The sequence below is a fragment of the Pseudoclavibacter sp. RFBA6 genome (genome assembly GCF_002931575.1).
In the GTDB taxonomy this organism is placed as follows: domain Bacteria; phylum Actinomycetota; class Actinomycetes; order Actinomycetales; family Microbacteriaceae; genus Pseudoclavibacter; species Pseudoclavibacter terrae.
Map to the genome: position 1 here is coordinate 478,415 of NZ_PSUA01000015.1, position 22,402 is coordinate 500,816.

Consider the following 22,402-nt stretch of genomic DNA (forward strand, 5'->3'; position numbering starts at 1 on the left):
ACATTCCCGAAGGCTAATGATCGAGGCTTGACGGATCCAGGGAGTGCATATGTCAGGACATATGCTGGTCTAGCATGTCCAGCGACGATTCCGGAGGAACGATGGCCCCCTCATCCGCCAACCCAGAGGCACCCGCGGCTGCCGACGGTGCCATGAACTTCCACACGAGGAAGTGGGTGCGCCCCGAAGACCTCAACGCGAACGGCACGCTCTTCGGCGGCAGCCTGCTGCGCTGGATCGACGAAGAGGCCGCGATCTACGCGATCATCCAGCTCGGCAACTACCGGTGCGTGACGAAGTACATCTCGGAGATCAACTTCGAGGCGTCGGCCGAGCAGGGCGACCTCATCGAGATGGGCCTCGTCGCGACCCACTTCGGGCGCACCTCCATGACGATGCGAGCCGTCGTGCGCAACATGATCACGCGCCGCACGATCCTCTCCATCGAGAAGATCGTCTTCGTGAGCCTCGGCGACGAGGGCATCCCCGAGCCGCACGGCTACTCGACCATCACCTACGCCCGCGACCGGATGCCGACGACGCACCCGAAGACCGGCACCATCGCGGTCCCGACGGAGGGCGAGGAGCGACGCTGATCACGCACAGGAGGGCACCCGGTCTCCCGAGTGCCCTCCTCGTGCAGCTGAACCGCTGCGCTACTGGTTGCCGACCTGCTTGTCGGCCGCGTCCCGGGCGCCCTTGATCTGGTCGGTGAACTTGTCACCGGTGGCCTTCTGGGCCGCATCCGCGACGCCGTCGAGGATCTTGTCGCTCACGTCCTCCGCCTGCTCGCTCTTCAGCGCTTCGGTGACGCGCGGGTCCTTCAGGAACTCCTGCGCCTTGCCGGTGATGTCTTCGATGCCCATGTGGTTCTCCCTCGCTCGAGCGCCGCTCCCGCTCCGTCGTGGAAGCCGTCGCGGTGCCAAAGCCTAGTGCCAGGCGGTGGCGTTAGCCTGGTCTCATGCCTCACTTCACCACCGAAGACGCCGCAGTGCTGCGCGTTGCCCCCGACTTCGATCTTGGCTCGATCGACCCCGACTCGACCCCAGGTTTCACTGGCAAGAAGGCAGACGCTGCCGCCCTGTTCACGGAGCACGACGAGGAGATCGCCGAGCTGCAGGAGCGCATGTTCGCGAACGCGCGCGTCGGCCGGGCGGCGCCCTCGGTGCTGCTCCTGCTGCAGGGCATGGACACGTCCGGCAAGGGTGGAATCGTGCGTCACGTCATCGGAGGCGTCGACCCGCAGGGCGTGCAGATCGCCTCGTTCAAGGCGCCGACGCAGGAAGAACGCGAGCAGGACTTCCTCGTCCGCATCCGCAAGCAGCTGCCCGCTGCAGGCAAGATCGGCGTCTTCGACCGATCACAGTACGAGGACGTCCTCATCCAGCGCGTTCGCTCGTTCGCGCCGCCGGAGGAGATCGAGCGGCGTTACGGTGCGATCGTCGACTTCGAGGACGAGCTCGCCGCATCCGGGACGAAGCTCATCAAGGTGATGCTGCACATCTCGAAGGACGAGCAGGGGGCTCGCCTCGCGGAGCGACTCGAGCGTCCGGACAAGCACTGGAAGTACAACCCCGGTGACGTCGATGAGCGCCTCCTCTGGGACCAGTACCAGGATGCCTACGAGATCGCGCTGCGACGCACGTCGACGGAGACGTCCCCGTGGTACTGCGTTCCGGCGAACAGGAAGTGGTTCTCGCGGCTTGTCGTGAAGGGGCTGCTGCTGGATGCGCTGCGCGGCTTCGACCTGCAGTGGCCGGCTGCGGACTTCGACGTCGAGGTCGAGAAGCGGCGTCTGGCGGAGAGCGCCTAGCTCTCGCGCCGCTCCGCGGCCGAGGGATGCGCCAGGGGTGCCAGGGGTGGGCTGGGACGCGCAGTCAGTCGGCGAACTCGGGCGGCCAGACGAGGCTGAAGCGTTCGAGGACGATCTCGTGCTCCGGGGTGAACGCTCGACCGGCGGCGGCGCGCGTGCGCTCCCAGTAGCGGCGGTGCTCGCGACGCCAGCTCTCAAGGCTCCGGTCGTCTTCACCCTCGTCGTAGGCGAAGGAAGCGTCGACGCTGTCGAACGTGCCGATGCGCAGCTCGGTGCTGCGGATCACGACGACTGGCGCGCCGCTGCCATCGCAGGCGATCCAGTGCGAGCCGATGCGGGGGAGCGGCTCGTTCTCCTCGGTGAACTCCTCGACGAGTCCTGCGGTCGCGCGCTTCGGGCCGTGGGTCACGAGCGCGAGCAGCTCGTCGGCGAGTTCGACGCTGTCCCCGAAGTACTCGACCGTGTAGTCGGACGTCGACGCGGCGGCGCTCTGGTTGGCGGCGCGGTAGTCGTCCCACATCGCGGCGGCAGCCGCGCGGTCGACGCTCGGGAGCTCGGTGCGTCCGAGCGCTTCGTTGCTGTTGCTGGCGTCCGTCACCGCGTCGTCTTCCCGCCGCGACGTCGTGACTCGTCCTCCGCGTCGCCGCGCAGCGCCTCAACGATGGGGCGGAACTTCAGCTGCGTCTCGCGGTACTCATCCGCTGCGTCTGAGGACGCGACGATGCCGCCGCCCGCGTATGCCGTGATCGACCCGCTCGCGTCGATCTCGGCACCGCGGAGTGCGACGGCCCATTCGCCGTCGCCGCCAGCGCCGACCCAGCCGACGGGGCCGGCGTAGCGCTGCCGGTCGAAGGGCTCGAGGGCCAGGATCGCGTCGAGGGCAGCCGGGGTGGGGGTGCCGCCGACGGCGGCCGTCGGGTGCAGCGCGTCCACCAGATCGAGCACCGTCACGCCGGTGGGGAGGGTGCCGCGGATGTCGCTCGCCAGGTGCCAGAGGTTCGGCAGCTTGAGCGTGAAGGGGACGCGGCTGCTCGTGAGCCCCGTGCCGGGGTCGTCGTGCGTGTCGAGCGTCTCGAGGGACGCGAGCGCGCTCTCGACGGCGTAGCGGTGCTCGGCGAGGTTTTTCTCGCTGTGGCGGAGTCTCGCCTCGGCGCGTGCATCCGCCTCCTCGTCGGCACCGCGCGGCGCCGTGCCCGCGAGTACCCGAGCCGAGACCTGGCGCTCGAGGACCCGGACGAGCGTCTCGGGGCTGGTTCCCGTGAGGCCATCGACGGCGTACGTCCAGCATTCGGGATACGCGGACGCGAGGCGCGCGAGCAGGCGACGGCGGTCTGCGCCAGCTGGGAGCCCGCCGCGCTGTTCGCGCGCCAGGACGACCTTCGAGAGGTGGCCCGTGTGGATGAGGTCGAGCGCTCTGTCGATCGCGCGTCGGTGCTCATCGGACGACATGAGGCCGTCCTCGAGGATCGCCGTTGCGTCCGTCTCGGCGAACGGCTGAGCCTCGGGCAGGCGCGGCTCGGGTTCGGAACCGTCCGCGGTGATGGCGGTCACGAACGAGACCGAGCCGCGGCGACCGACGATGAGTTCCGGCACCTCGAGTACGCTGCGCGCCCCGGACTCAGCCGCGAACGCGAACGCCCCGAACGCGACGAGACCGGAGCCGGTGGCCTTGACGGTGTCGTCGATGTCGGCCGCCTCGACGACCTGCCTCCAGGCGTCGGCGGAGTCTGGGATGCGCGTCTCGCCGGTGAACTCGCCCCGCCAGGCGCTTCCCGTAGCGACGATGCCGTCGCCCTGCCGAAGCCACACGAGCGGCGAGGTCGGGGATGCGAAGCGGAGGAGATCGCCGGAATGCGGCACCTCGATGGTCCGCGCGCGCAAGCGAGGGGCGTTGACAGCTGGCACGACCGCAAGCCTAGACCCGGCGTGGGAGGGTGGCCCGGGAGTCCGCCTGAATGCGGCCAGGGCGAAGCCTGCGCCGCAACGTAGGATGATCCGGTGACCAAAGCCGACCTGAACAAGCGACCCGAGCAAGTGTCGTCGATGTTCGACCGTGTTTCCAAGAAATACGACGAGACGAACGACATCCTGAGCATGGGCAACGCGCCGCGTTGGCGTGTGCAGACCCGCCACGCCATCGCCCCGCAGCCGGGTGAGAAGATCCTCGATGTCGCCGCAGGCACCGGCACGGTCAGCAAGGTCCTCGCCGACGCTGGCGCCAAGGTCACCGCCCTCGACTTCTCCGCCGGCATGATCGAGGAGGGCAAGCGCATCCACGGTGCGAACCCCGACATCGAGTTCGTCCAGGGTGACGCGACCAAGCTCCCGTTCGACGACAACACGTTCGACGCGTCGACCGTGAGCTTCGGCCTGCGCAACGTGCAGGAGCCGAAGGTCGCACTGCGGGAGATGCTGCGAGTCACGAAACCGGGCGGACGCCTCGTCATCGCGGAGTTCTCGACGCCGCCGCACGCGATCCTCCGCACGGGCTACCGCGCCTACATGCAGCTCGCGATGCCGAGCATCGTGAAGCTCGTGAGCAGCGACCCCGAGGCGTACACGTACCTGAACGAGTCGATCATCGCGTGGCCTGCGCAGCGCGAGCTGGCATCCTGGTTGCGGGAAGCGGGCTTCGAGCGGGTCAAGTACCGCAATCTCACTGCCGGGATCGTCGCGTTGCACAAGGGATTCGTCCCGCTCTCCGAAGCAGGCAGCGCCCCCAGCTAGGGGAGACGGAAGCCAGCAGGCAACGGCCCAGCGCCACCTGCACCCCCAACCCAGTTCGTGCGGAGATCTCCTTCGGACGGAACACCTGAACCACCAGGAGACATGAGCGTGGAGCTCCCCAAGACCGAACAGCGCCGCAAGGCGCGAAGCACCGTGGTGCCGGGCGGAACCGACGACCTCTTCGACGGTCCGAAGTCCGACGTGCTGCGCGAGCGGCTCGACGCTGGATTGGCCGCGGTCGAGGCTCGCCTCGGTGCCGAGGTGCAGTACGCCGACGAGATCGCCGACGTCACCGCCCGCTACCTCCTCAACGCAGGCGGCAAGCGCCTGCGCCCCATGCTCACGGTGCTCTCCTCGCAGTTCGGCGAGACGCCGGGGTCCGACGACGTCATCACGGCAGCTGCCGCGGTCGAGCTCACGCACCTCGCGTCGCTCTACCACGATGACGTCATGGACGAGGCGGAGCTGCGTCGCGGCGTCGCCGCCGCGCACCTCCAGTGGGGCAACTCCATCGCGATCCTCGCCGGTGACCTGCTCTTCGCCCGCTCGAGCCTGCTGTTCTCGGAGTTGGGCCTTCGCGCCGTCCGGCTGCAGGCTTCGATCTTCGAGCGGCTCGTGCTCGGGCAGATGCGTGAGACGACGGGACCGTCGGCCGGTGCCGACCGCATCGATCACTACGTGGGCGTCCTCGCCGACAAGACGGGCTCCCTCATCTCCGCTGCCGCCCAGTTCGGCGCGATCGTGTCGAACGCACCCGAGCCGGTCGTCGCGGCGCTTGCCGAGTACGGCGAGCGGGTCGGTGTCGCCTTCCAGCTCGCTGATGACGTCATCGACCTGCAGCAGAACCCGGACACGACGGGCAAGCTCGCGGGCACCGACCTGCGTGCGGGTGTCGAGACGCTTCCTGTACTGCTGCTGGAACGCCAGGCGGCGACCGACGAAGCGAGCCGCGACCTGCTGGAGCGCATCCGCACGCGCGTCGCCGGCGTCAACGAGCAGCCGGAGGAGACTCGCGCTGGCGAGGAGGAGATCTCGAGCATCATCACGGAACTCCGCGAGCACCGCGTGACGCAGCTCACGATCGACGAGGCCCAGAACTGGGTGACCCTCGCGGTCGAGGCCCTGCGGCCGCTGAAAGCCGGCCCGGCGAAGAACGCACTCGAGCGCTTCGCCGCGGAGGTCGTCAGCCGCGATCGCTGACCGAGACGTTCTGAGACGCCTCACCCCGACCCGTCCGGAGGACGACACTTCGCGAGCCTCCACCTCGACCCGTCCTGGAGGACATGTGACCACGCTCCGCCTTGCCATCGTCGGCGCAGGACCAGCCGGCATCTACGCGGCCGATATCCTGCAGAAGATGGAGCGCCAGTTCGACCTCTCCATCGACCTGTTCGACAAGCTGCCTGCCCCGTACGGGCTGGTGCGGTACGGGGTCGCCCCTGACCACCCGCGCATCAAGGGCATCATCAACGCCCTCCGCGAGGTGCTCGAATCCGGGGTCATGCGGGTCTTCGGCGGCGTGGAGTTCGGCAAGGACATCACGCTCGACGACCTCAAGCAGCACTACCATGCGGTGATCTTCTCGACGGGAGCCATCCGCGACGCCTCCCTCGACATCCCGGGCATCGAGGCGCAGGGCAGCTACGGAGCCGCGGACTTCGTGAACTGGTACGACGGGCACCCCGACGTGCCGCGGACGTGGCCGCTCGACGCTCGCGAGGTCGCCGTCATCGGCAACGGCAACGTGGCGCTCGATGTCGCGCGCATGCTCGCGAAGCACCCGAAGGATCTCATGTCCACCGAGGTGCCGCAGAACGTGGTCGAGGGCCTCGAGTCGAGCCCTGTCACCGACGTGCACGTGTTCGGCCGGCGTGGGCCTGCGCAGGTGAAGTTCACGCCCCTCGAGCTGCGTGAGCTCGGCGAGGTGCCAGACGTGGACGTCATCGTGTACGAGGACGACTTCGACCGCGACCCGGCGGCCGCCGAGCTCGCGAAGACGAACAAGCAGCTCATGGTGATCGGGCGCATCATGGGCAAGTGGCGCGGGGAGCGGGAGCTGACCGCCTCGCGTCGCCTCCACCTGCATTTCTACTCGAAGCCGGATGCGGTGCTCACGGAGGACGGGCCAGACGGCGAACGCGTGCGTGCGCTCCGGATCGAGCGCACGGAGCCGGACGCCGAGGGCGGTGTGCGCGGGACCGGCGAGTTCGTCGAGTACCCGGTGCAGGCCGTCTACCGGGCCGTCGGCTACTTCGGCTCGCCCCTGCCCGGCGTGCCGTTCGACGAGCATCACGGCGTCATCCCGAACCGCGAGGGTCAGGTCTGGGACGACGACAACCAGCAGGTGAACGGAATGTACGCGACGGGGTGGATCAGGCGCGGACCCATCGGCCTGATCGGGCACACGAAGTCGGATGCACTCGAGACGGTGACGCACCTCGTCGCGGATCAGGGCAACTGGTGGACTCCCGCCGATGCGAGCGAGGCCTCCGTCGTGGAGCTGCTCGAATCGCGTGGGGTGCGGTTCACCGACCTCGCGGGGTGGCGTCGTCTCGACGCGCACGAGCTCGCACTCGGCGAGGCGAATGGCCGTGAGCGGATCAAGGTTGTGGATCGGGACGAGATGACGCGGATTTCCCGGGGCGAATAGGGGTTTTGGTCGCCGTTCAAGAAATGGGGAGTTCTGCCCATCGCGGAACGACCGTTCACCTCGTACGCTCGGAGTACGCACAGAGAGCGGAAAAGATTTCGGGCCTGAACCGGTCCGAGTCAACACTTCAGCCGGCGGCTGAGCCGCGTCGCAATGGTCGTTCTGACCGCGGCGCGATACTGGGGGAGCTCGCCGTCGGCTGAAGATTCTTTGCCGAGACGATTCATGGAATCGATCAGCGGGATCAGCGCGGTCGGCGGTTGGCACTCCGGGTTGTCGCTACCGGGTTGTCGCTACTGGATGACGCTGGTGAGGCGGGCGACGTTGTCGAGTGCGCGGGTCAGGATGGGCCGCTGCCGCCACTCGTCGAGGGTCAGCTCGAAGCTGCGCTGCCGGTACCCGTTCTCGACTTCGCGCATCCTGTTCACGAACTCTTCGCCGTGCACCATGAGCATGAGCTCCGCGTTGAGGGTGAAGGAGCGCATGTCCATGTTGCTGGAGCCGATGAGGGTGACGGAGTCGTCGAAGGTGATGTGCTTCGAGTGCAGGATGTAGGGGCGCCGGTACAGCATGATCCTGACGCCGGCGCGGAGGAGCGTCTCGTAGTAGGAGCGCTGGGCGTGGAAGACGAAGAACTGGTCGGCGATCTCCCCGACGAAGAGTTCGACGCTGACGCCGCGCTGCACGGCTGTCGTGATGGCGTACATGAGGGAGTCGTCTGGGACGAAGTAGGGGCTGACGATGACGATGCGCTCTCGTGCCGCGTAGAGCAGCTGGTTGAAGAGGCGCAGGTTGTTCTCGTTCTCGTAGCCGGGGCCGCTTGGGACGAGCTGGCAGGGGAACACGTCGTGCTGGTCGCCGGATTCGATGTCGGCTTCCGCCTCGTCGGGTTCTGGGGTGACCGGGTCGTTCTCGAAGACGTCGGTGAGCAGTTCTTCCGTCTCGGCGTACCAGTCGGAGATGAAGACGGCGTTGACGCCGGTGACCATGGGCCCCTCCATGCGGAGCATGAGGTCTTTCCACTTGAGGTCGTCGCCGCCCGGCTTGGGGCCGCGGTGGTAGTCGCGGGAGATGAGGTTCTGCGATCCGAGGTAGGCCGTGCGGCCGTCGACGACGAGCAGCTTGCGATGGTTGCGCAGGTCGACGCGCTGCATGCCGCCCTGCCAGGGGTAGAGCGAGAGCATCCGGTGCCAGTCGGCGCCGATCTGGGTGAGCCGATGCTTCATCTTCTTGTAGCCGCGGTAGCGCATCGAGCCGACGTGGTCGAACAGGACTCGGACGGTCACGCCGCGCTGCACGGCGCGTTCGAGTGCGTCGAAGAACGGGGCGGTGGCCTCGTCGTGGCTCATGGCGTAGAAGAGCACGTTGACGTAGCTCTCGGCTTCGTCGATCTCGTCGGCCATCCGGCGGATGGCTCGGTTGTAGGTGCCGTGCAGCTCGAGGCGGTTGCCGTCGGCGAGGGGGATCGCGGTGAGGTGCTCACCGAGCTTCGTGACCTGGGCGAACCACGATGGGCTCGTGATGACCTGCTCGGCCGGGGCGATCTGGTCGGTGGCGTCGCGGATGATGCCGTCGACCTGGGCCTGCATGCGTCGGCGTCGGGTTGGCAGCTGGTTCGTGCCGAACAGGAAGAAGAGGACGACGCCGAGGTAGGGGATGAGGATGATCGTGATGATCCAGGCGAGCGCCGTCGTGGGTCGCCGGTTTCGGGGGATCACGACGACCGACGTGACGATGATGAGCACGTAGATCGTGGCGACCGCAACGAGCCAGAACCCGGTCAGGCCGAGCTCCGGATACCAGGGCATGAGCGCGCCGATGGCCGAGCTCGGGGTGAACTCGGCCACGGCGGCCCCCGAGGGCACTAGCGGCGGTTGACGAACTGGAGGTCGACGTCGACGTCGGCGCTCTTGAGCAGCGCCATCGTCGCCTGAAGGTCGTCACGGCTCTTCGAGGAGACACGCAGTTCGTCGCCCTGGATCTGCGCCTTCACGCTCTTCGGGCCTTCGTCGCGGATGAGCTTCGTGAGCTTCTTCGCGCTCGGCTGGTCGATGCCCTCCTTCAGGGAGGCCTCGATGCGGTACTCCTTGCCGGAGGCATAGGGGTCACCGACGTCGAGCGTCTTCAGTGAGAAGCCGCGCTTGATGAACTTGGTCTGCAGGACATCGAGCACCGCCTTCACGCGCTCTTCGCTGGAGGCCTTGAGGAGGAGCTTCTCGCCAGACCAATCGACCGAGGCGCCGACGCCCTTGAAGTCATAGCGCGTCTCGAGCTCCTTCTGCGCCTGGTTGACGGCGTTGTCCGCCTCCATCTTGTCGACCTTGTTAACGACATCAAACGAGGAATCTGCCATGCCCACCATGGTAGCGAGGAGCGCCGACAATCTCGTGAGCAGGAGCGACGTCTGCGTCGTTTCGACAAACCGGGTGGAAGTCGGTAGTCTCTAGCCTGCACGTTTGCGCTCTGCGCTGTGCACTGGCGAGTTACCCAAGCGGCCAAAGGGATCTGACTGTAAATCAGACTGCTCAGCATTCGGGGGTTCGAATCCCTCACTCGCCACCAACACCTGACGCGAGGCATCTCCAAGATGCCTCGCGTCATCTGCGTTCACGAGGTGGCATGGGCGAGTCGGCACCGGACGTCGGCGCCTATGGCTGGACGGGAGCGCGTCGACGTCTGGTCTTCGTCGCGGGCGCTTCTCGCGGCAGCTGCGCCTCCAGCAGCGGCATGGACTCGATGCGGCCCCGTTCGACATGTGCTGCGGTCAGCAGCTCTGCCACGTCGACCTGACCCGCGACGATCGCGTCGACGATCTCGCGGTGCTCGACCCACATCGCTGCGGTGTCTCGCTGCGGGGTGAGTCGGAAGAGCCAGCGCACCCTGCCGCTCATGAGCTTCGTCACTCGGCGAAGGAGCGCGTGGTCTGCGAGTGCGATGATCTCTTCGTGCAGGTCGGAGTTGCGCGTCGACGCCGGCGGGGTCGACTGGGTGTCAGGGGTGGACTCTCCGTGCGCCGAACGCAGTGCGGCGAGCATGGGGGTGACATCGGCGCCGGCGCGTGCTCGCCTGGCGGCGAAGGCGGAGGCCATCGGCTCGAGCTGCCGACGCAGATCGAACACCTCGGTTGCGTCGGTCACGGTCAGGACGTGCACGACCGCGCCGCGCCGCGGTTGCGTGGTGATGAACCCCTCGGACTCGAGGATCGGGAGGGCCTCCCTCACTGGGATGCGCGACACCTCCAGTCGCTCTGCGATCTCGCGCTCGTTGAGTTTCGATCCCATCGCCAGCTCGCCCGTGATGATCTGCTCGCGGAGGGTGTGCGCGATGCGCGCGGGGGTCGGCTCAGGGCTCATGGGGACCATTCTGGCACGCACCGAAGTGCCCGTTTGGAATGCCAAAGAGGCAGTACGGCCCCCTCCATACAGATAAAGGCGACGTTTGGTATGCAGAAATGACGTCAGCGTAAGAACTGTGTGACGAGCGTGTTACTTCGCCCCGAAGCGTGGAGGCGGTCGCATAGCGTCACCACCGTGCTCCTGTTTATCGCCCGCCGACTGGCCCTCGCCGTCGCCACCGTGCTCGCCGTGGTGACCATCGCCTTCGCGCTCGGCCGCGCCACCGGTGAACCCGGTGCGCTGCTGCTGCCCGACAACGCGACGCAGGCCGAGGTCGATGCGCTCAACACCGCGCTCGGCTTCGACCGCCCCCTCATCGTGCAGTACCTCGACACTCTCGCAGGGCTCTTCACGGGCGACTTCGGCAACTCGTACAGACTGCACGAATCGGCGCTCGGGCTCGTCCTCGAACGTGTCCCCGCGACTCTCGAACTGGCCTTCTGGGCCTTCGTCATCGGGCTGGTGCTGGCGGTCGCCGCGGCGCTGGCGATCCAGCTCACCGGCAGTCGCACACTGCGCGCCGTCGTGGGCTGGGCCGGCGCCCTCCGACAGTCGGTGCCCGACTTCTTCTTCGCGCTGCTCCTCGTGCTCGTCTTCTCCGTGCTGCTCGGCGCCCTGCCCTCACTCGGTCGCAACAGCTACGCGAGCCTCGTGCTGCCCGTGCTCACGCTCGCCACGGGGCAGTTCGTCATGTACCTGCGCTTGCTGGACGCGTCGCTCAGCGAGCAGGCGGGGCAGGATTACGTGCGCACCGCCATCGCCCAGGGGCAGCGCCGCTCGACGGTGCTCTTCACCCGCATGCTGCCGAACGCGGCCCTGCCGGTGCTCGGCATGGCCGGCCTGAACCTGGGCGGGCTGCTCGGCGGCACCGTGGTGGTCGAGGTCGTGTTCGCGTGGCCGGGACTCGGCCAGCTCCTGACCGCTGCCGTGAGCCAGCGCGACTTCCCGATCGTCCAAGCGGGCCTCGTCTTCGTCGCGCTCGCCTTTGTCATCGTCAACACCGCGGTGGACGTGCTCGTCCGCCGAATCGACACGAGGACGGCCGCCGCATGACCGCTCAGGTAACCCCGATCGCCCAACTCCCAACCCTCACCCCTGTGCCCCGTCGCCCGCGACCGCGACCCGGCGCCGTGGTCGGGGCGATCATGATCGGCTCGGTGCTGCTCCTCACGGCCGCCGTGCCCCTGCTGCCCGGCTTCGACCCGATGGGGCAGGACCTGCGGGCAGCGATGCTGCCTCCCTTCACCGATTCCGCGCACCCCCTCGGCACGGACGCCCTCGGCCGAGACCTCCTCGACCGCATCGCGCTCGCTTCGGCGGTGACGCTCGGCATGACCGCGCTCATCGTGGTGATGAACGCGCTCATCGGCAGCACCATCGGCATCCTCGCCGGCTACTTCGGTGGGCGCCTCGAGGCGCTCGTGACCCTGCTCAGCAACGTGACGCTGGCCATGCCGGTCGTGCTGCTGCTCATCGCCATCTGCGCGGTCCTGCGTCCGAGCGCCGGGCTCACGATACTGGTGCTCGGCTGCACCTGGTGGGTCGGGTACGCACGGGTCACGCGCAACGTCGCCGCGTCGCTGCGTCGACAGGACTTCGTCGTCTCGCCGCTCACCCAGGGCGGTGACACCCTCTGGGTGCTGACCCGGCACATCGTGCCGAACATCTGGCCGCACACGCTCATCATCGCGGCCACCGACCTCGCGACGATCGTGCTCATCACCTCTTCCCTCGAGTACCTCGGGCTCGGCGTGCAGCCACCGGTGCCGAGCTGGGGCGGCATGATCTTCGACGGCCAGCGGCACCTCGGCAGCGACCCGTGGCTGTCGCTCCTGCCTGGCATCGTCATGCTGCTCGCCGTCGGCGGCGTGCAGTTCCTCAGCCAGCAGTTCACAGCGGAGACCCGCGGCTCGCTGCTGCGGAAGGGAGGCATGCGATGAAGTCGGTCCTGCGCATCGAGGATCTGCGGATCGAGACCACGGACGAGGCGCCACGCGCGCTGGTCGACGGCGTCTCGCTCCAGGTCGACCGGGGCGAGTCGCTCGGGGTGGTGGGGGAGTCTGGCTCTGGCAAGAGCCTGACAGTGCTCGCCGCACTCGGGCTCCTCCCCGCCGGCACCCGAATCGCGGCCGGCCGCATCCTGCTCGACGACAAGGTCCTCGTCGACACGCAGGCCGACGTCTGGATGGGCGAGCGAGAGCTCCGAGGACTGCGCGGACGGACCGCCGCCATGGTGTTCCAAGACCCGATGTCGTCCCTCGACCCGCTGCGCGCGGTCGGCGCACAGGTTGCCGCCGCCGTGCGGGTCCACCAGCCCATGAGCCGCCGCGCGGCCCGCGAGCGCGCCGTCGAGCTGCTGACCGCCGTCGGCGTCCGGGATGCGGCGGAGCGAGCGGCCGCCAGGCCCCACCAGTGGTCTGGCGGCATGCGACAGCGGGCCATGATCGCGATGGCGATCGCCCACGATCCGCTCCTCCTGATCGCCGACGAGCCCACCACGGCCCTCGACGTGACCGTGCAGGCGCAGGTCATGGACCTGCTCGCCGAAGTGCGTGAGCGCACGGGTTCCGCGCTCGTGCTGATCACCCACGACCTTGGCCTGGTCGCCGAGAACAGCGACCGGCTCGCGGTCATGCACCACGGCCGCGTCGTCGAGACCGGGGCCACGCGGTCGGTGCTCGACCACCCCACCGAGGACTACACCAAGCGCCTCATGTCGGCCATCCCCGCCGAGAGCGAGCGCGCTGAGAGCGCCGTTCGTCCCGGTGAGCCGGATGCGCTTGTCGCCGACCGAGTCGTCGTCGAGTACCGCGTGCACGGCCGTCGGCAGCCCGTCCGAGCCGTCGACGGGGTCTCCCTGCGCATCGCCGCGGGCGAGACCGTCGCCGTCGTCGGGGAATCGGGATGCGGGAAGTCGTCGCTGGCCAAGGCCGTGCTCGGCGTGCAACCCGCCTCGGAAGGCACCATCGAGCTCGGCGGCGTCGCCGTCCACAACGAGCTCGCCGCGCGCAGCGCGGCGGAGCGCGAACGCGCGCAGATCGTCTTCCAGGACCCGTACTCAGCCCTCGACCCTCGGCTCACCGTGCACGACCTGGTGGCCGAGCCCCTGCGCATCCGGCACGCCTACGACCGCAGCACAGTGAGCCGTCTGCTCGCCGACGTCGGCCTCGACGAACAGCACGCCGGACGCCTCCCCGCCCAGCTCTCCGGCGGCCAGCGCCAGCGCGTCGGCATAGCGCGCGCTCTGGCCCTGCGCCCACGGCTGCTGGTGCTCGACGAACCGGTCTCGGCGCTCGACGTGTCGATCCAGGCGCAGGTGCTCGAGCTGCTCGACGGACTGCAGCGCGAGCACGGACTTGGCTACCTCTTCATCTCGCACGACCTCGGCGTCGTGCGCAGCATCGCAGACCGTGTGGTCGTCATGCAGGAGGGGCGTGTGGTCGAAGAGGCCTCGACGGCCGAGATCTTCACCTCCCCGAAGCATCCGTTCACTCGCCAGCTCCTCGACGCTGTGCCTCGCCTCGACGGTGCGCGCCGCGGCGCGCACCCGCTCCCCGTCTCCTGACCTCTCCGCCTGACCCTCCGCACCGCACCCCTTCCCCCCGAATCAGAGGAACCCCATGCCCAAGCACGCCCGCCGACGTCGCCTGCTCGCGACCGGTGCACTCGCCGCCACCGGCACCCTCCTGCTCACCAGCTGCGCCGGCGGCTTCGACGAAGCCAGCGCAGAAGGCGAGACGCCCACCAGGATCGTCGCCGCCATCCCCACCGACCCGACCTCGATGGACCCGATCCGCTCCGGCGCACTCGTCGTGCTCTCCGTGTTCTTCCACACCTTCGACCAGCTCGTGGCGATCACCGCCGACGGCGAGCTGGCACCAAAGCTCGCCACCGAGTGGACACCCAACGACGACCTCACGCAGTGGGACTTCACCCTGCGCGAAGGGGTCACGGCAAGCAACGGCGAGGCGATCACCGCCGAGGACGTGGCCTTCTCGTACCAGACGATCCTCGACGACCCGACCGGTGAGAACTTCGCGTACCTCAGCTCCGTCTCGTCGGTCGAGGCCGTCGACGAGCTCACCGTGCGCTTCACCCTCAACTCCCCGTTCTCGGCGTTCCCGCGAAACACGTCGCTGATCTCGGTCGTACCCGCCGACACGTACCAGGAAGTCGGTGCCGACGCCTTCGCCCAGGATCCCATCGGATCAGGCCCATACGTGTTCGAGAGCATCCAGACCGGGGTCACCTACGACCTGGCGCGCAACGACGACTACTGGGGAGAGGCACCCGCCATCGAGCAGATCTCACTGCAGCCCGTCTCCTCGGACGAGTCCCGCGTCAACGGCGTGCTCTCCGGCAGCCTCGATGTCGCGCCCATCGGACCCACCCAGGTCTCCTCGGTCGATGGGCAGGGGGCGGCGCAGGTGTTCTCTGCCCTGTCGAACGGCGTCGTCTTCCTCGGCGTCAACTCCACGAGCGGCATGCTCACCGACGTGCGCATCCGGGAGGCCATCGCCCTGGCCATCGACAAGGACGCCATCACCGGGGGCCTCCTCGGGGGCCTCGCTGAGCCAGCAAGCGCCATGCTCGCGCCCGCCGTCGAGGGCTACAGTGACGACGTGACCGACCCGGGCTTCAACCAGGAGCGGGCCCGCGAGCTGCTCGCGGAGGCCGGCTACGCCGGCGAGTCGATCCCCTTCGACTACGCGACCGACGGCCGCATCCCCCTCTCCTCCGAGGTCGCGCAGACCATTCAGGCGTCACTCGCCGAGGTCGGCATCACCGTCGAGCTGCGCGGCGCCGACCAGCAGGCCCACACGCTCAAGATCCGCAGCAAGGAGATGCAGGGCATCTACCTCAACACCTGGGCGCCCTCGACGGTCGACGGCGACCTGCCGCTGACCGACTTCTACGAGACCGCGGGCAACAACAACTACGCGCAGGACCCGCGCACGGCCGAGCTCGCGGCCGAACAGCGCGCGGTCACCGGTGATGAGCGCCTGGACGTCTTCGCCGAACTGCTCAACTACAGCAACGAACAGGGATACTTCGTGCCGCTCTACGTGCCCATGAACAACTACGCCGCCGACCCCGACCTCGAGTGGACGCCCCGCGCCGACGGCCTCTTCGACTTCACGCAGACGAGCTTCCGTTGAGCGCCGCGCTGCTCCGAGACGTCCGCCCCTGGGGTGGGGAACCGGCCGACGTCCGGCTGAAGGAAGGGAAGATCGCCGCCATCCTGCCGACCGGCACGACGCCGGAGGCGGGCGAGACGGTGATCGACGGTCGCGGTCGCATCCTGCTCCCCTCCTTCGCTGACGTGCACGTGCACCTCGACTCCACCCGAATCGGCCTCCCGTTCCGGCCGCACACGGGCCGCCCCGGGGTGTGGGGCATGATGCTCAACGACCGAGTCAACTGGCGCGAGGCCGAAGCGTCCATGGAGGAGCGCACAAGTGGCACCCTGGCGCGCATGATCGCCCACGGCACCACAAGCGCACGGAGCTACGCGCAGGTGGACGTGGATGCGCGGCTCGAGCGGCTCGAGGCGGTGCTCGCCGCCAAGGAGCGGCACCGGGAACGCGCCACCGTCGAGGTGATCGCCTTCCCTCAGGCCGGTCTGCTTCGCGAGGAGGGCTCGTTCGAGCTCCTCGAGGAAGCCATGCGCTCCGGTGCCGACGTGGTCGGCGGCATCGATCCGTGCCAGCTCGACCGCGACCCGGCCAGGCACCTCGACCTGGTCTTCGGGCTCGCCGAGCGCTACGAAGCGCCCATCGACATCCACCTGCACGAGCCCGACCAGCTGGCCCGGTTCTCGGCCGAGCTCATCGTGGAACGCACCCGCACGCTCGGCATGACCGGACGGGTGACCATCTCGCACGGATACGGGCTCGCCGAGCTGCCCCGCGAGCAGCTTCTTCCCCTGGTCGAGCAGTTCGCTGAGCTCGACATCGCCTGGGCGACGATCGCGCCTGCCAAGCCGCTGCCGACGCTGCTGCTGGCCGAGCACGGCATCCGGGTCGGCCTCGGCGAGGACGGCCAGCGCGACTACTGGTCGCCGTACGGCAACGCCGACATGCTGGATCGCACCTGGCAGCTGGCCTTCACGAACGGCTTCCGGCGTGACGAGGACATCGAGCACTGCATGGCCATCGCCACGGTCGGCGGCCGCTCCGTGCTGGGAACCTCCCCGGCGCTGCAGGGGTCCCTCGACCGCCCCGGCGTTTCGGTCGGCGACCGTGCAGACCTCCAGCTTATCGCGGGCGAGACCGTGACCAGTGCGGTCATGGACCGACTCCCCGACCGCACCGTCGTCTTCGGTGGGGTCGTCGTCGCCGAGGCCCTCGAGCTCGTGGGTCCCGCGTGATCGTGCTGACCGCCTCGCAACTCGAGGAGCTGGTCGACAGATCGGCAACTGAGCTCGCGGTGGCGCGGATCTTCGCGGAGATCGCCCGCGGGGCCGCAGACCAGCCGCCACCCACGTCCATGAAGACGGATGCTGGAACCGGCCGTTACGTGCTCATGTCCGCGCTCTCGGAGGCCACCGGTACTGCCGCGGTGAAGCTGCTCGCCGATGTGCCCGACAACTTGGCGAGGGGGCTGCCCACGCAGCGTTCGATGATCACCGTGCTCGACCGGGAGATCGGCGCCCCGGTCGCGCTGCTGCACGGAGGGGTCCCCACTCGTGTGCGGACGGCCGCCGCGAGTGCTGTGGCGACTCGCGCGCTGGCCCGCGACGACAGCCGCGTCCTCGGCCTCGTGGGCGCGGGCGGGCTCGCTCGGGAGCACGTCGAGGCGCTCCGCGGCGTACGCGACTGGGATCGCCTCGTCATCTGGTCGCGGACCAGCGAGCGGGCCGTCGCGCTCGCGGAGACGCTCGACTGGCCGGGTGCCATCGAGGTCGTCGACGCGTGCGACAGGGTCTTCGAACAGGCGGACACGGTGTGCACGCTCACGCCATCGGTCGGCCCGATCGTGCGGGGCGAGTGGCTGCGCCCCGGGCAGCACCTCAACGTGGTCGGTGCCAGGCCACGACCCGACGAGCGCGAGGTGGATGCGCTGACCATGTCACGCGCGTCCGTGTGGGTCGATGACCTGGCGACCGCACGCACGAAGTCGGGAGACCTCATGCTCGCGGTGGCCGAGGGTGCGCTCACCCTCGACGACGTCATAGGGACGCTCGGCGAGGTGCTGGCTGGGCTGCGACCGGGTCGGACGAGCACCGAGCAGATCACGCTGTTCGACTCCGTCGGAATCGGCGCTCAGGACCTGGCCATCGCGGACCTCCTGGTGCGCGAGGCGCGCTCGCGGGGCGTGGGGATCGAGCTCGATCTCAACGCCTGAAGGCTGAGGCGGCTGGCTGTCAGCCGGTCGCCATCACGCCGGCGTGCCAGGCGTCCAGGAGGCGCGCGACCGTGCGCGTCTGCTCCCACGGCATGGCGCGCGACTCGAGGCGACCCTCGCTGAGGGCGCGCGAGACCGCATCCGCCTCGGCCGCGAAGGGGTGGATCTGCGCCACCTCGATGCGGTGGCTCTGCCCCTCGTGGATGTGGGTGAGGGTCGCCGGTGAGAGGTCGCGGTCGCCGAATGCGTCCTCGAGCGTGATCCAGCCGCCCTGCCCGACGATGTCGGCGCTCTTCGGGAGCTGTGTGTCGATGGCGCACTCGACGAAGGCGGTGAAGCCGGGTGCCTCGACGCTGGCGGACGAGAAGACATCGACGCCGCCCTCGACGCGTCCGTGCGGGTTCGCGAGGTGCAGCTCCGACAGCTCGATGCCCGCCTCGGCCGCCGCGCTGACCGCGAACGACACGGGGTAGCCGCCGACGTCGAAGATCGCCCCGCCCGCGAGGTCGGGGTCGAAGAGGCGGCCGTCCCTGCTGCCTGCGGCGAAGCCGAAGTGCGCTTGCACGTGCAGCGGCGTCGTGACCTGGCCTCGCCCCAGCCGATCGTCGATGGCGCGAGCGAGCGGACTGAAGCGGTGCTTGTAGGCCTCCACGACGGGCAGGCCGGCGCGTTCGGCGGCGGCGAGGACCCGCTCCGTCTCGTCGGCGCTCGGAGCCAGTGGCTTCTCGCACAGCACAGCCTTGCCGGCTTCGAGGGCTGCGATCGCGAGCTCGGCATGGGTCGTGTGCACGGTGGCGACGTACACGGCGTCCACGTCGTCGCGGGCGAGCACCTCGGCATACGTGCCGGAGGCCTCCGCGCCGTAGCGGGCAGCGAACACGGCCGCGCGCTCGGGGTCCCGGCTCGCAACCGCCCGCAGCTCGCCGTGTTCAGAGCCTGGCAGCCACTTCGCGAACGACTCCGCGATCGCGCCCGGTCCGAGGATGGCCCACCTGGTCTTCTGCATGACGCGAACCTACCCGAGCGGCGCGTCGAGGTGCGGTTCTGGATGGACCTGCCCGAGCGCGGGCGGCATCGATCCCGCACACGATGCCGCCGTTCTGGTGCAGGCGGGCCCGCACCTGCGCGTCACCCGCGCGGAAGCTGATCGTTTCACCCACGGCGCTCGACGGCGCCCACGGCCGGGCCAGAATTGGCACACAGCGTTCGACGAGGACCGGAGAGCACCGTGACCCCACCGAAGCAGGACAGAGACCCCGTCAGCAGCTACCGCCCCAGGCTCGTGCCCTGGGCAATAGGCATCGCCATCGGCGTCGCAATCGGGATCGTGGTCTCCGTCATCCTGGCGATGAGCCCGACCTTCACCGTTGCGTTCATGATGACGGGCATCGCACTGGGCGTCGGCTTCGCGATCGCCCTGCAGGCCGCGTTCGACGAGACGGCAAGGAAGAAGTAGCGCTCGAACCGGTGTCACCAGCACGTCCACACGGCAGAAGCATCTTCCTTGCGCCACGAACCGGCAGTTCTCGTGTGGATGGGGCGGTCGTTCAGGGAGGAGGACCGGCCTGTCACGCACGCGCTCACAACGTCGCGGCGAGGGCCAGCGTCGCGAGGGGCACGACGATCGCGACCCCGACCAGCCCGAGGGCCACGAAGCGTAGCCAGGAGATCGTCACGCCGAGCGACACGAGACGCTCGTGCCAGAGCAGCGTCGCGAGCGAGGCCCACGGTGTGACGAGGGGGCCGAGGTTGACGCCGATGAGCAGCGCGACCAGCCGGGCAGGACTCTCGGCGACTGGTTCGAGGGCGAGGTAGGCGGGCAGGTTGTTGATGCCGTTGGCGCTCGCGGCGCCGATCGCGGCCAGCTGCAGGAGGCTGAGCGGGTCGTCGCCACGTCCCGAGACGGCGGCGAGCAGCTCGCTCAGCCCGTGCGCGTGGGCGGCCTCGACGAGCACGAACAGCGACCCGGCGATGCCGAGCGCCTGCCACGGCACGAGGCCGAAGCGCAGCGCATCCCGCCGACGCGTCGCGAACGCGGCGATGAGCAGCAGGGCGGCCGCGCCCGCGGGAATCGCCACCTCGACACCGGAGACGAGCAGCGGCAGCAGCAGGGCCGTGATGATCGACGAGAAGATGAGCAGCGGCCGGTCCGGGATGCTCGCGGGCGTCGGCATGCGGTACCGACGGTCGAGCTGGCGGCGGAAGACGAACGAGAGGATGGCGGCGCTCGCGACCACGCCGACGAGTGCCGGAGCCCATGTCAGCGCGAGGAACTGGAGCGGCCCGCCGTCGAAGGACCGAGCGGCGAGCAGGCTCGTGAGGTTCGAGACGGGCAGGAAGAGGGATGCGGTGTTCGCGAGCCACACGGTCGCGAGCGCGAATGGGATGGGCGAGACTCCGACGTGCACGGCGAGCAGCACGACCACCGGAGTGACGAGCACCGCGGTCGTGTCGAGGGAGAGGAAGGCGGTGCTCACGACGGCGAGCAGGAGAACGAGCATCCACAGCAGCCACAGACGACCACGTCCGAGCTTCGCGAGCCGGTCGGCGAGCGCCGAGAAGACTCCGGCCTCGCTCGCCAGCTCCGCCACGATCGTGATGGCGACGACGAACGCGAGCACGGGCACCACCCGCTCGCCGAGCTCCAGCAGCTCTGGCGCCGGCAGCAGGCCGGTGGCCGCGACGACCACCGCCGCGATGACGAGCACGGCGGTGGCGATGAGAGGGGCGACGCGGGACGCGGGGGACTCGGCCATGGCTGAGCAAGTTTAGGCCCGCGGCGCGGCGCGAATGTCGTCGCTCGCTCGTCGCGGACACCACCCGCCGAGGCTCGTCCGCGAGACGGGCGTTCACGGTCGGCGCGCTGATCCTGGGCTCGCTCAGCCTTTGCCGCCGAACCGGGTAGCCGCTACTTGGCGGCGACGCTGTCCAGGTGCTCGCGGAGCGCGATGATGATGTCGTCGCGTGTCGTGTCGCGGGCGTGGGCGAGCTCCTCGATGAGCCAGTCGAGGGTCATGTAGTTGGCGTGCAGCAGGTTCGACAGCTCGATGTTGACCTTCACCTGGTTGGGGCCGCCGTCAGCGGGAAGCTCGGCATCCGGGTCGCCGTCGGAGTCCAGCCCCTGCCCCTGCTCGACCTGCACGACAAAAGCGCCGACTTCGACGAGTCGCTCGTAGGCGAGCGCCGCTGCGTCCGGCGACACCTCCGTGACGGAGACGGCGTCGAGCAGCACGTGCGCTGCCTCTCGGCTGGTAGCTGGAGTGGACATGCAACGAGGATAAGCGTGCACTTCGAACAGACAGTCAGGGTCCATCCATGCAAGGCACAATCGGGGACATGAGCAGCAAACCCACAGCGAAGGCCCGCCCCACCTCAGACGCGCCAGTTGTGGTCATCGGCGACGCCATCGTCACGGAACTGCAGGAGACGGAGGCGCGCGGGGGCCTCACGCGCCGCAGCTACGTGAGCGGTTCGGCGCTCAACGTCACCATGGCGCTCGCGCGCCTGCGCGTGCCAGTCGCCCTCATCGCGAGCATCGGCGACGACCCGGACGGGCTCCGCATCCGCGACCACCTGCGGAAGCGGGGCATCCAGTTCGCGCCGTCCGTGTCGCTCGCGGGCACGGGGCGAGCGATCGGCGAACCGGCTGACGGGGAGCCCCTCTACACCTTCGACGACGCGGCCCGGGCCCGACGCATCCGCTTCGACGACGAGCAGGTTGCGCTCATCCGCGCGGCGCCGTTCGTCGCGATCTCCGGCTTCGCGTTCGACGACAAGAAGCAGCACAGGCGCCTCCTCGAGGCCGTGATCCGCCCACAGGAGCGCCTGCTCCTCGACCCGAACCCGCGCCTCGGGCTCGTCGAGGACCCAGCCGCGTTCCTCGACAACTTCGAGCGGCACGTGTCCAGCGCCCTCTTCGCGCACCTCTCCGACAACGACGCCGACCTGCTCTTCGAAGCCCCCCTCGACGAGGCGACCAGCGACATGCTCGACCTCGGAGCCACCCACGTGCTCGCCACCGAGGGCACGCGCGGCGGGAGATGGGTCAACCGGGCCGGCATCGACGTGGCCGAGCCGATCGTCGAGCTGCCCGGTGAGATCGTCGACACGATGGGGGCCGGTGACGCGGTCTTCGCGACCGCGGTCGCCTCCATCGCCCAGGGCGGGGTGCCGCACGAGGCGGCGGATGCGCGCCGAGTGCTGCAGCGGGCGATGACCGTCGCGGCCGCCACGGTGCGCGTCACGGGCAGCTTCCTCGCCGCGGACGACGACCTGCCGCCCGCCGTCGACGCGTAGCTGGGCCTCCCGGCGGTCTCGGGATGGCGAAGTCACTTCGTGCTGGGGAACTTCCCGCGACGAAGCGACTTCTCCATCCCGAGTCGCAAGAACCATGTGGCGGGCCGTGCCGGCCAATCCGGGCCGACCGCGTCGACTCGGGATGGGTTTCTCGCTTCGGGATGCTTTGCAACC

General features: G+C 69.0%; 22 protein-coding genes and 1 tRNA gene. 14 read left to right on the forward strand and 9 right to left on the reverse strand.

The features are described from left to right. Positions 1-101: 101 nt before the first annotated feature. Positions 102-596 carry an acyl-CoA thioesterase gene (locus C5C17_RS16990; RefSeq protein WP_374953928.1) on the forward strand — a complete coding sequence of 165 codons (495 nt, stop codon included), beginning with the start codon at positions 102-104 and terminating at the stop codon, positions 594-596. A gap of 60 nt (positions 597-656) precedes the next feature. Here the strand turns inward: C5C17_RS16990 and C5C17_RS16995 are convergent, their stop codons facing one another. Beyond that, positions 657-866, reverse strand: a complete 210-nt coding sequence (locus C5C17_RS16995; protein WP_104254545.1) for an Rv0909 family putative TA system antitoxin — start codon at positions 864-866, stop codon at positions 657-659. Positions 867-961: 95 nt separating this feature from the next. On the opposite strand from C5C17_RS16995, the gene C5C17_RS17000 reads away from it, so the two are divergent. Further along, positions 962-1,813: a PPK2 family polyphosphate kinase gene (locus tag C5C17_RS17000; RefSeq protein WP_104254546.1), complete on the forward strand. Its 852-nt coding sequence runs from the start codon at positions 962-964 to the stop codon at positions 1,811-1,813. Between the two features lie 64 nt (positions 1,814-1,877). On the opposite strand, the gene C5C17_RS17005 is transcribed toward C5C17_RS17000, so the two are convergent. Then, positions 1,878-2,333, reverse strand: coding sequence for an ASCH domain-containing protein (locus C5C17_RS17005; protein ID WP_104254641.1), 456 nt, complete (start codon positions 2,331-2,333; stop codon positions 1,878-1,880). Positions 2,334-2,407: 74 nt separating this feature from the next. Continuing rightward, positions 2,408-3,718 carry an isochorismate synthase MenF gene (locus C5C17_RS17010; RefSeq protein ID WP_104254547.1) on the reverse strand — a complete coding sequence of 437 codons (1,311 nt, stop codon included), beginning with the start codon at positions 3,716-3,718 and terminating at the stop codon, positions 2,408-2,410. A 93-nt stretch (positions 3,719-3,811) separates the two neighbouring features. On the opposite strand from C5C17_RS17010, the gene C5C17_RS17015 reads away from it, so the two are divergent. The 3 genes from C5C17_RS17015 to C5C17_RS17025 all read left to right on the forward strand — a co-directional run bounded on the left by C5C17_RS17015 (position 3,812) and on the right by C5C17_RS17025 (position 7,190). Beyond that, positions 3,812-4,540 (forward strand): class I SAM-dependent methyltransferase, encoded by a 729-nt coding sequence (locus C5C17_RS17015; RefSeq protein ID WP_104254548.1) that lies wholly within the window; start codon positions 3,812-3,814, stop codon positions 4,538-4,540. A 102-nt stretch (positions 4,541-4,642) separates the two neighbouring features. Further along, on the forward strand, positions 4,643-5,740 hold the full coding sequence (locus C5C17_RS17020) for a polyprenyl synthetase family protein (RefSeq protein WP_104254549.1): 1,098 nt from the start codon (positions 4,643-4,645) through the stop codon (positions 5,738-5,740). Positions 5,741-5,825: 85 nt separating this feature from the next. After that, positions 5,826-7,190, forward strand: a complete 1,365-nt coding sequence (locus tag C5C17_RS17025; protein ID WP_104254550.1) for an FAD-dependent oxidoreductase — start codon at positions 5,826-5,828, stop codon at positions 7,188-7,190. A 293-nt stretch (positions 7,191-7,483) separates the two neighbouring features. Here the strand turns inward: C5C17_RS17025 and cls are convergent, their stop codons facing one another. Then, positions 7,484-8,998: a cardiolipin synthase gene (cls, locus tag C5C17_RS17030; protein ID WP_104254642.1), complete on the reverse strand. Its 1,515-nt coding sequence runs from the start codon at positions 8,996-8,998 to the stop codon at positions 7,484-7,486. A 56-nt stretch (positions 8,999-9,054) separates the two neighbouring features. Beyond that, positions 9,055-9,543: a YajQ family cyclic di-GMP-binding protein gene (locus C5C17_RS17035; protein ID WP_104254643.1), complete on the reverse strand. Its 489-nt coding sequence runs from the start codon at positions 9,541-9,543 to the stop codon at positions 9,055-9,057. Positions 9,544-9,667: 124 nt separating this feature from the next. Here C5C17_RS17035 and C5C17_RS17040 point away from each other — a divergent pair. After that, positions 9,668-9,752, forward strand: a tRNA-Tyr gene (locus tag C5C17_RS17040). An 86-nt stretch (positions 9,753-9,838) separates the two neighbouring features. On the opposite strand, the gene C5C17_RS17045 is transcribed toward C5C17_RS17040, so the two are convergent. Further along, a complete protein-coding gene (locus C5C17_RS17045; RefSeq protein WP_181028655.1) occupies positions 9,839-10,543 on the reverse strand; it encodes a GntR family transcriptional regulator in 705 nt (234 codons plus the stop codon). 177 nt (positions 10,544-10,720) lie between these two features. Between C5C17_RS17045 and C5C17_RS17050 the strand changes: the two genes are divergently transcribed. From C5C17_RS17050 to C5C17_RS17075, 6 genes are read left to right on the forward strand one after another with little or no spacing between them, the layout of a single operon-like run. Then, positions 10,721-11,638 carry an ABC transporter permease gene (locus C5C17_RS17050; protein ID WP_167516552.1) on the forward strand — a complete coding sequence of 306 codons (918 nt, stop codon included), beginning with the start codon at positions 10,721-10,723 and terminating at the stop codon, positions 11,636-11,638. Beyond that, positions 11,635-12,525, forward strand: coding sequence for an ABC transporter permease (locus C5C17_RS17055; RefSeq protein WP_104254553.1), 891 nt, complete (start codon positions 11,635-11,637; stop codon positions 12,523-12,525). The genes C5C17_RS17050 and C5C17_RS17055 overlap by 4 nt, the downstream gene beginning before the upstream one ends. Next, a complete protein-coding gene (locus tag C5C17_RS17060; protein WP_104254554.1) occupies positions 12,522-14,150 on the forward strand; it encodes an ABC transporter ATP-binding protein in 1,629 nt (542 codons plus the stop codon). The genes C5C17_RS17055 and C5C17_RS17060 overlap by 4 nt, the downstream gene beginning before the upstream one ends. A gap of 55 nt (positions 14,151-14,205) precedes the next feature. Next, a complete protein-coding gene (locus tag C5C17_RS17065) occupies positions 14,206-15,744 on the forward strand; it encodes an ABC transporter substrate-binding protein (RefSeq protein ID WP_104254555.1) in 1,539 nt (512 codons plus the stop codon). Then, complete coding sequence (locus tag C5C17_RS17070; protein ID WP_258066269.1) at positions 15,741-16,955, forward strand: amidohydrolase family protein; 1,215 nt, start codon at positions 15,741-15,743, stop codon at positions 16,953-16,955. Before C5C17_RS17065 ends, C5C17_RS17070 begins: the two co-directional genes overlap by 4 nt. Continuing rightward, complete coding sequence (locus tag C5C17_RS17075; protein ID WP_104254556.1) at positions 16,952-17,932, forward strand: ornithine cyclodeaminase family protein; 981 nt, start codon at positions 16,952-16,954, stop codon at positions 17,930-17,932. Before C5C17_RS17070 ends, C5C17_RS17075 begins: the two co-directional genes overlap by 4 nt. Before the next feature lie 19 nt (positions 17,933-17,951). Here C5C17_RS17075 and C5C17_RS17080 read toward each other — a convergent pair whose 3' ends face one another. Then, positions 17,952-18,938 carry a Gfo/Idh/MocA family protein gene (locus C5C17_RS17080; protein WP_104254557.1) on the reverse strand — a complete coding sequence of 329 codons (987 nt, stop codon included), beginning with the start codon at positions 18,936-18,938 and terminating at the stop codon, positions 17,952-17,954. 222 nt (positions 18,939-19,160) lie between these two features. On the opposite strand from C5C17_RS17080, the gene C5C17_RS17085 reads away from it, so the two are divergent. Further along, positions 19,161-19,388, forward strand: coding sequence for a hypothetical protein (locus C5C17_RS17085; RefSeq protein WP_104254558.1), 228 nt, complete (start codon positions 19,161-19,163; stop codon positions 19,386-19,388). 124 nt (positions 19,389-19,512) lie between these two features. Here C5C17_RS17085 and C5C17_RS17090 read toward each other — a convergent pair whose 3' ends face one another. Both C5C17_RS17090 and C5C17_RS17095 read right to left on the reverse strand, forming a co-directional pair. Beyond that, positions 19,513-20,688: an SLC13 family permease gene (locus C5C17_RS17090; RefSeq protein WP_104254559.1), complete on the reverse strand. Its 1,176-nt coding sequence runs from the start codon at positions 20,686-20,688 to the stop codon at positions 19,513-19,515. 152 nt (positions 20,689-20,840) lie between these two features. Beyond that, on the reverse strand, positions 20,841-21,200 hold the full coding sequence (locus C5C17_RS17095; protein WP_146079217.1) for a hypothetical protein: 360 nt from the start codon (positions 21,198-21,200) through the stop codon (positions 20,841-20,843). Positions 21,201-21,268: 68 nt separating this feature from the next. Between C5C17_RS17095 and C5C17_RS17100 the strand changes: the two genes are divergently transcribed. Continuing rightward, on the forward strand, positions 21,269-22,228 hold the full coding sequence (locus tag C5C17_RS17100) for a carbohydrate kinase family protein (protein WP_167516553.1): 960 nt from the start codon (positions 21,269-21,271) through the stop codon (positions 22,226-22,228). The last annotated feature ends 174 nt before the right edge of the window (positions 22,229-22,402 follow it).

What these genes read in the sequence shown, in the direction of transcription:
- C5C17_RS16990 (WP_374953928.1), top strand. Translation starts at nt 102, where the DNA reads ATGGCCCCCTCATCCGCCAACCCAGAGGCACCCGCGGCTGCCGACGGT.
- C5C17_RS16995 (WP_104254545.1), bottom strand. Translation starts at nt 866, where the DNA reads ATGGGCATCGAAGACATCACCGGCAAGGCGCAGGAGTTCCTGAAGGAC.
- C5C17_RS17000 (WP_104254546.1), top strand. Translation starts at nt 962, where the DNA reads ATGCCTCACTTCACCACCGAAGACGCCGCAGTGCTGCGCGTTGCCCCC.
- C5C17_RS17005 (WP_104254641.1), bottom strand. Translation starts at nt 2,333, where the DNA reads ATGTGGGACGACTACCGCGCCGCCAACCAGAGCGCCGCCGCGTCGACG.
- C5C17_RS17020 (WP_104254549.1), top strand. Translation starts at nt 4,643, where the DNA reads ATGAGCGTGGAGCTCCCCAAGACCGAACAGCGCCGCAAGGCGCGAAGC.
- cls (WP_104254642.1), bottom strand. Translation starts at nt 8,998, where the DNA reads ATGCCCTGGTATCCGGAGCTCGGCCTGACCGGGTTCTGGCTCGTTGCG.
- C5C17_RS17035 (WP_104254643.1), bottom strand. Translation starts at nt 9,543, where the DNA reads ATGGCAGATTCCTCGTTTGATGTCGTTAACAAGGTCGACAAGATGGAG.
- C5C17_RS17045 (WP_181028655.1), bottom strand. Translation starts at nt 10,543, where the DNA reads ATGAGCCCTGAGCCGACCCCCGCGCGCATCGCGCACACCCTCCGCGAG.
- C5C17_RS17055 (WP_104254553.1), top strand. Translation starts at nt 11,635, where the DNA reads ATGACCGCTCAGGTAACCCCGATCGCCCAACTCCCAACCCTCACCCCT.
- C5C17_RS17060 (WP_104254554.1), top strand. Translation starts at nt 12,522, where the DNA reads ATGAAGTCGGTCCTGCGCATCGAGGATCTGCGGATCGAGACCACGGAC.
- C5C17_RS17065 (WP_104254555.1), top strand. Translation starts at nt 14,206, where the DNA reads ATGCCCAAGCACGCCCGCCGACGTCGCCTGCTCGCGACCGGTGCACTC.
- C5C17_RS17080 (WP_104254557.1), bottom strand. Translation starts at nt 18,938, where the DNA reads ATGCAGAAGACCAGGTGGGCCATCCTCGGACCGGGCGCGATCGCGGAG.
- C5C17_RS17090 (WP_104254559.1), bottom strand. Translation starts at nt 20,688, where the DNA reads ATGGCCGAGTCCCCCGCGTCCCGCGTCGCCCCTCTCATCGCCACCGCC.
- C5C17_RS17095 (WP_146079217.1), bottom strand. Translation starts at nt 21,200, where the DNA reads ATGTCCACTCCAGCTACCAGCCGAGAGGCAGCGCACGTGCTGCTCGAC.
- C5C17_RS17100 (WP_167516553.1), top strand. Translation starts at nt 21,269, where the DNA reads ATGAGCAGCAAACCCACAGCGAAGGCCCGCCCCACCTCAGACGCGCCA.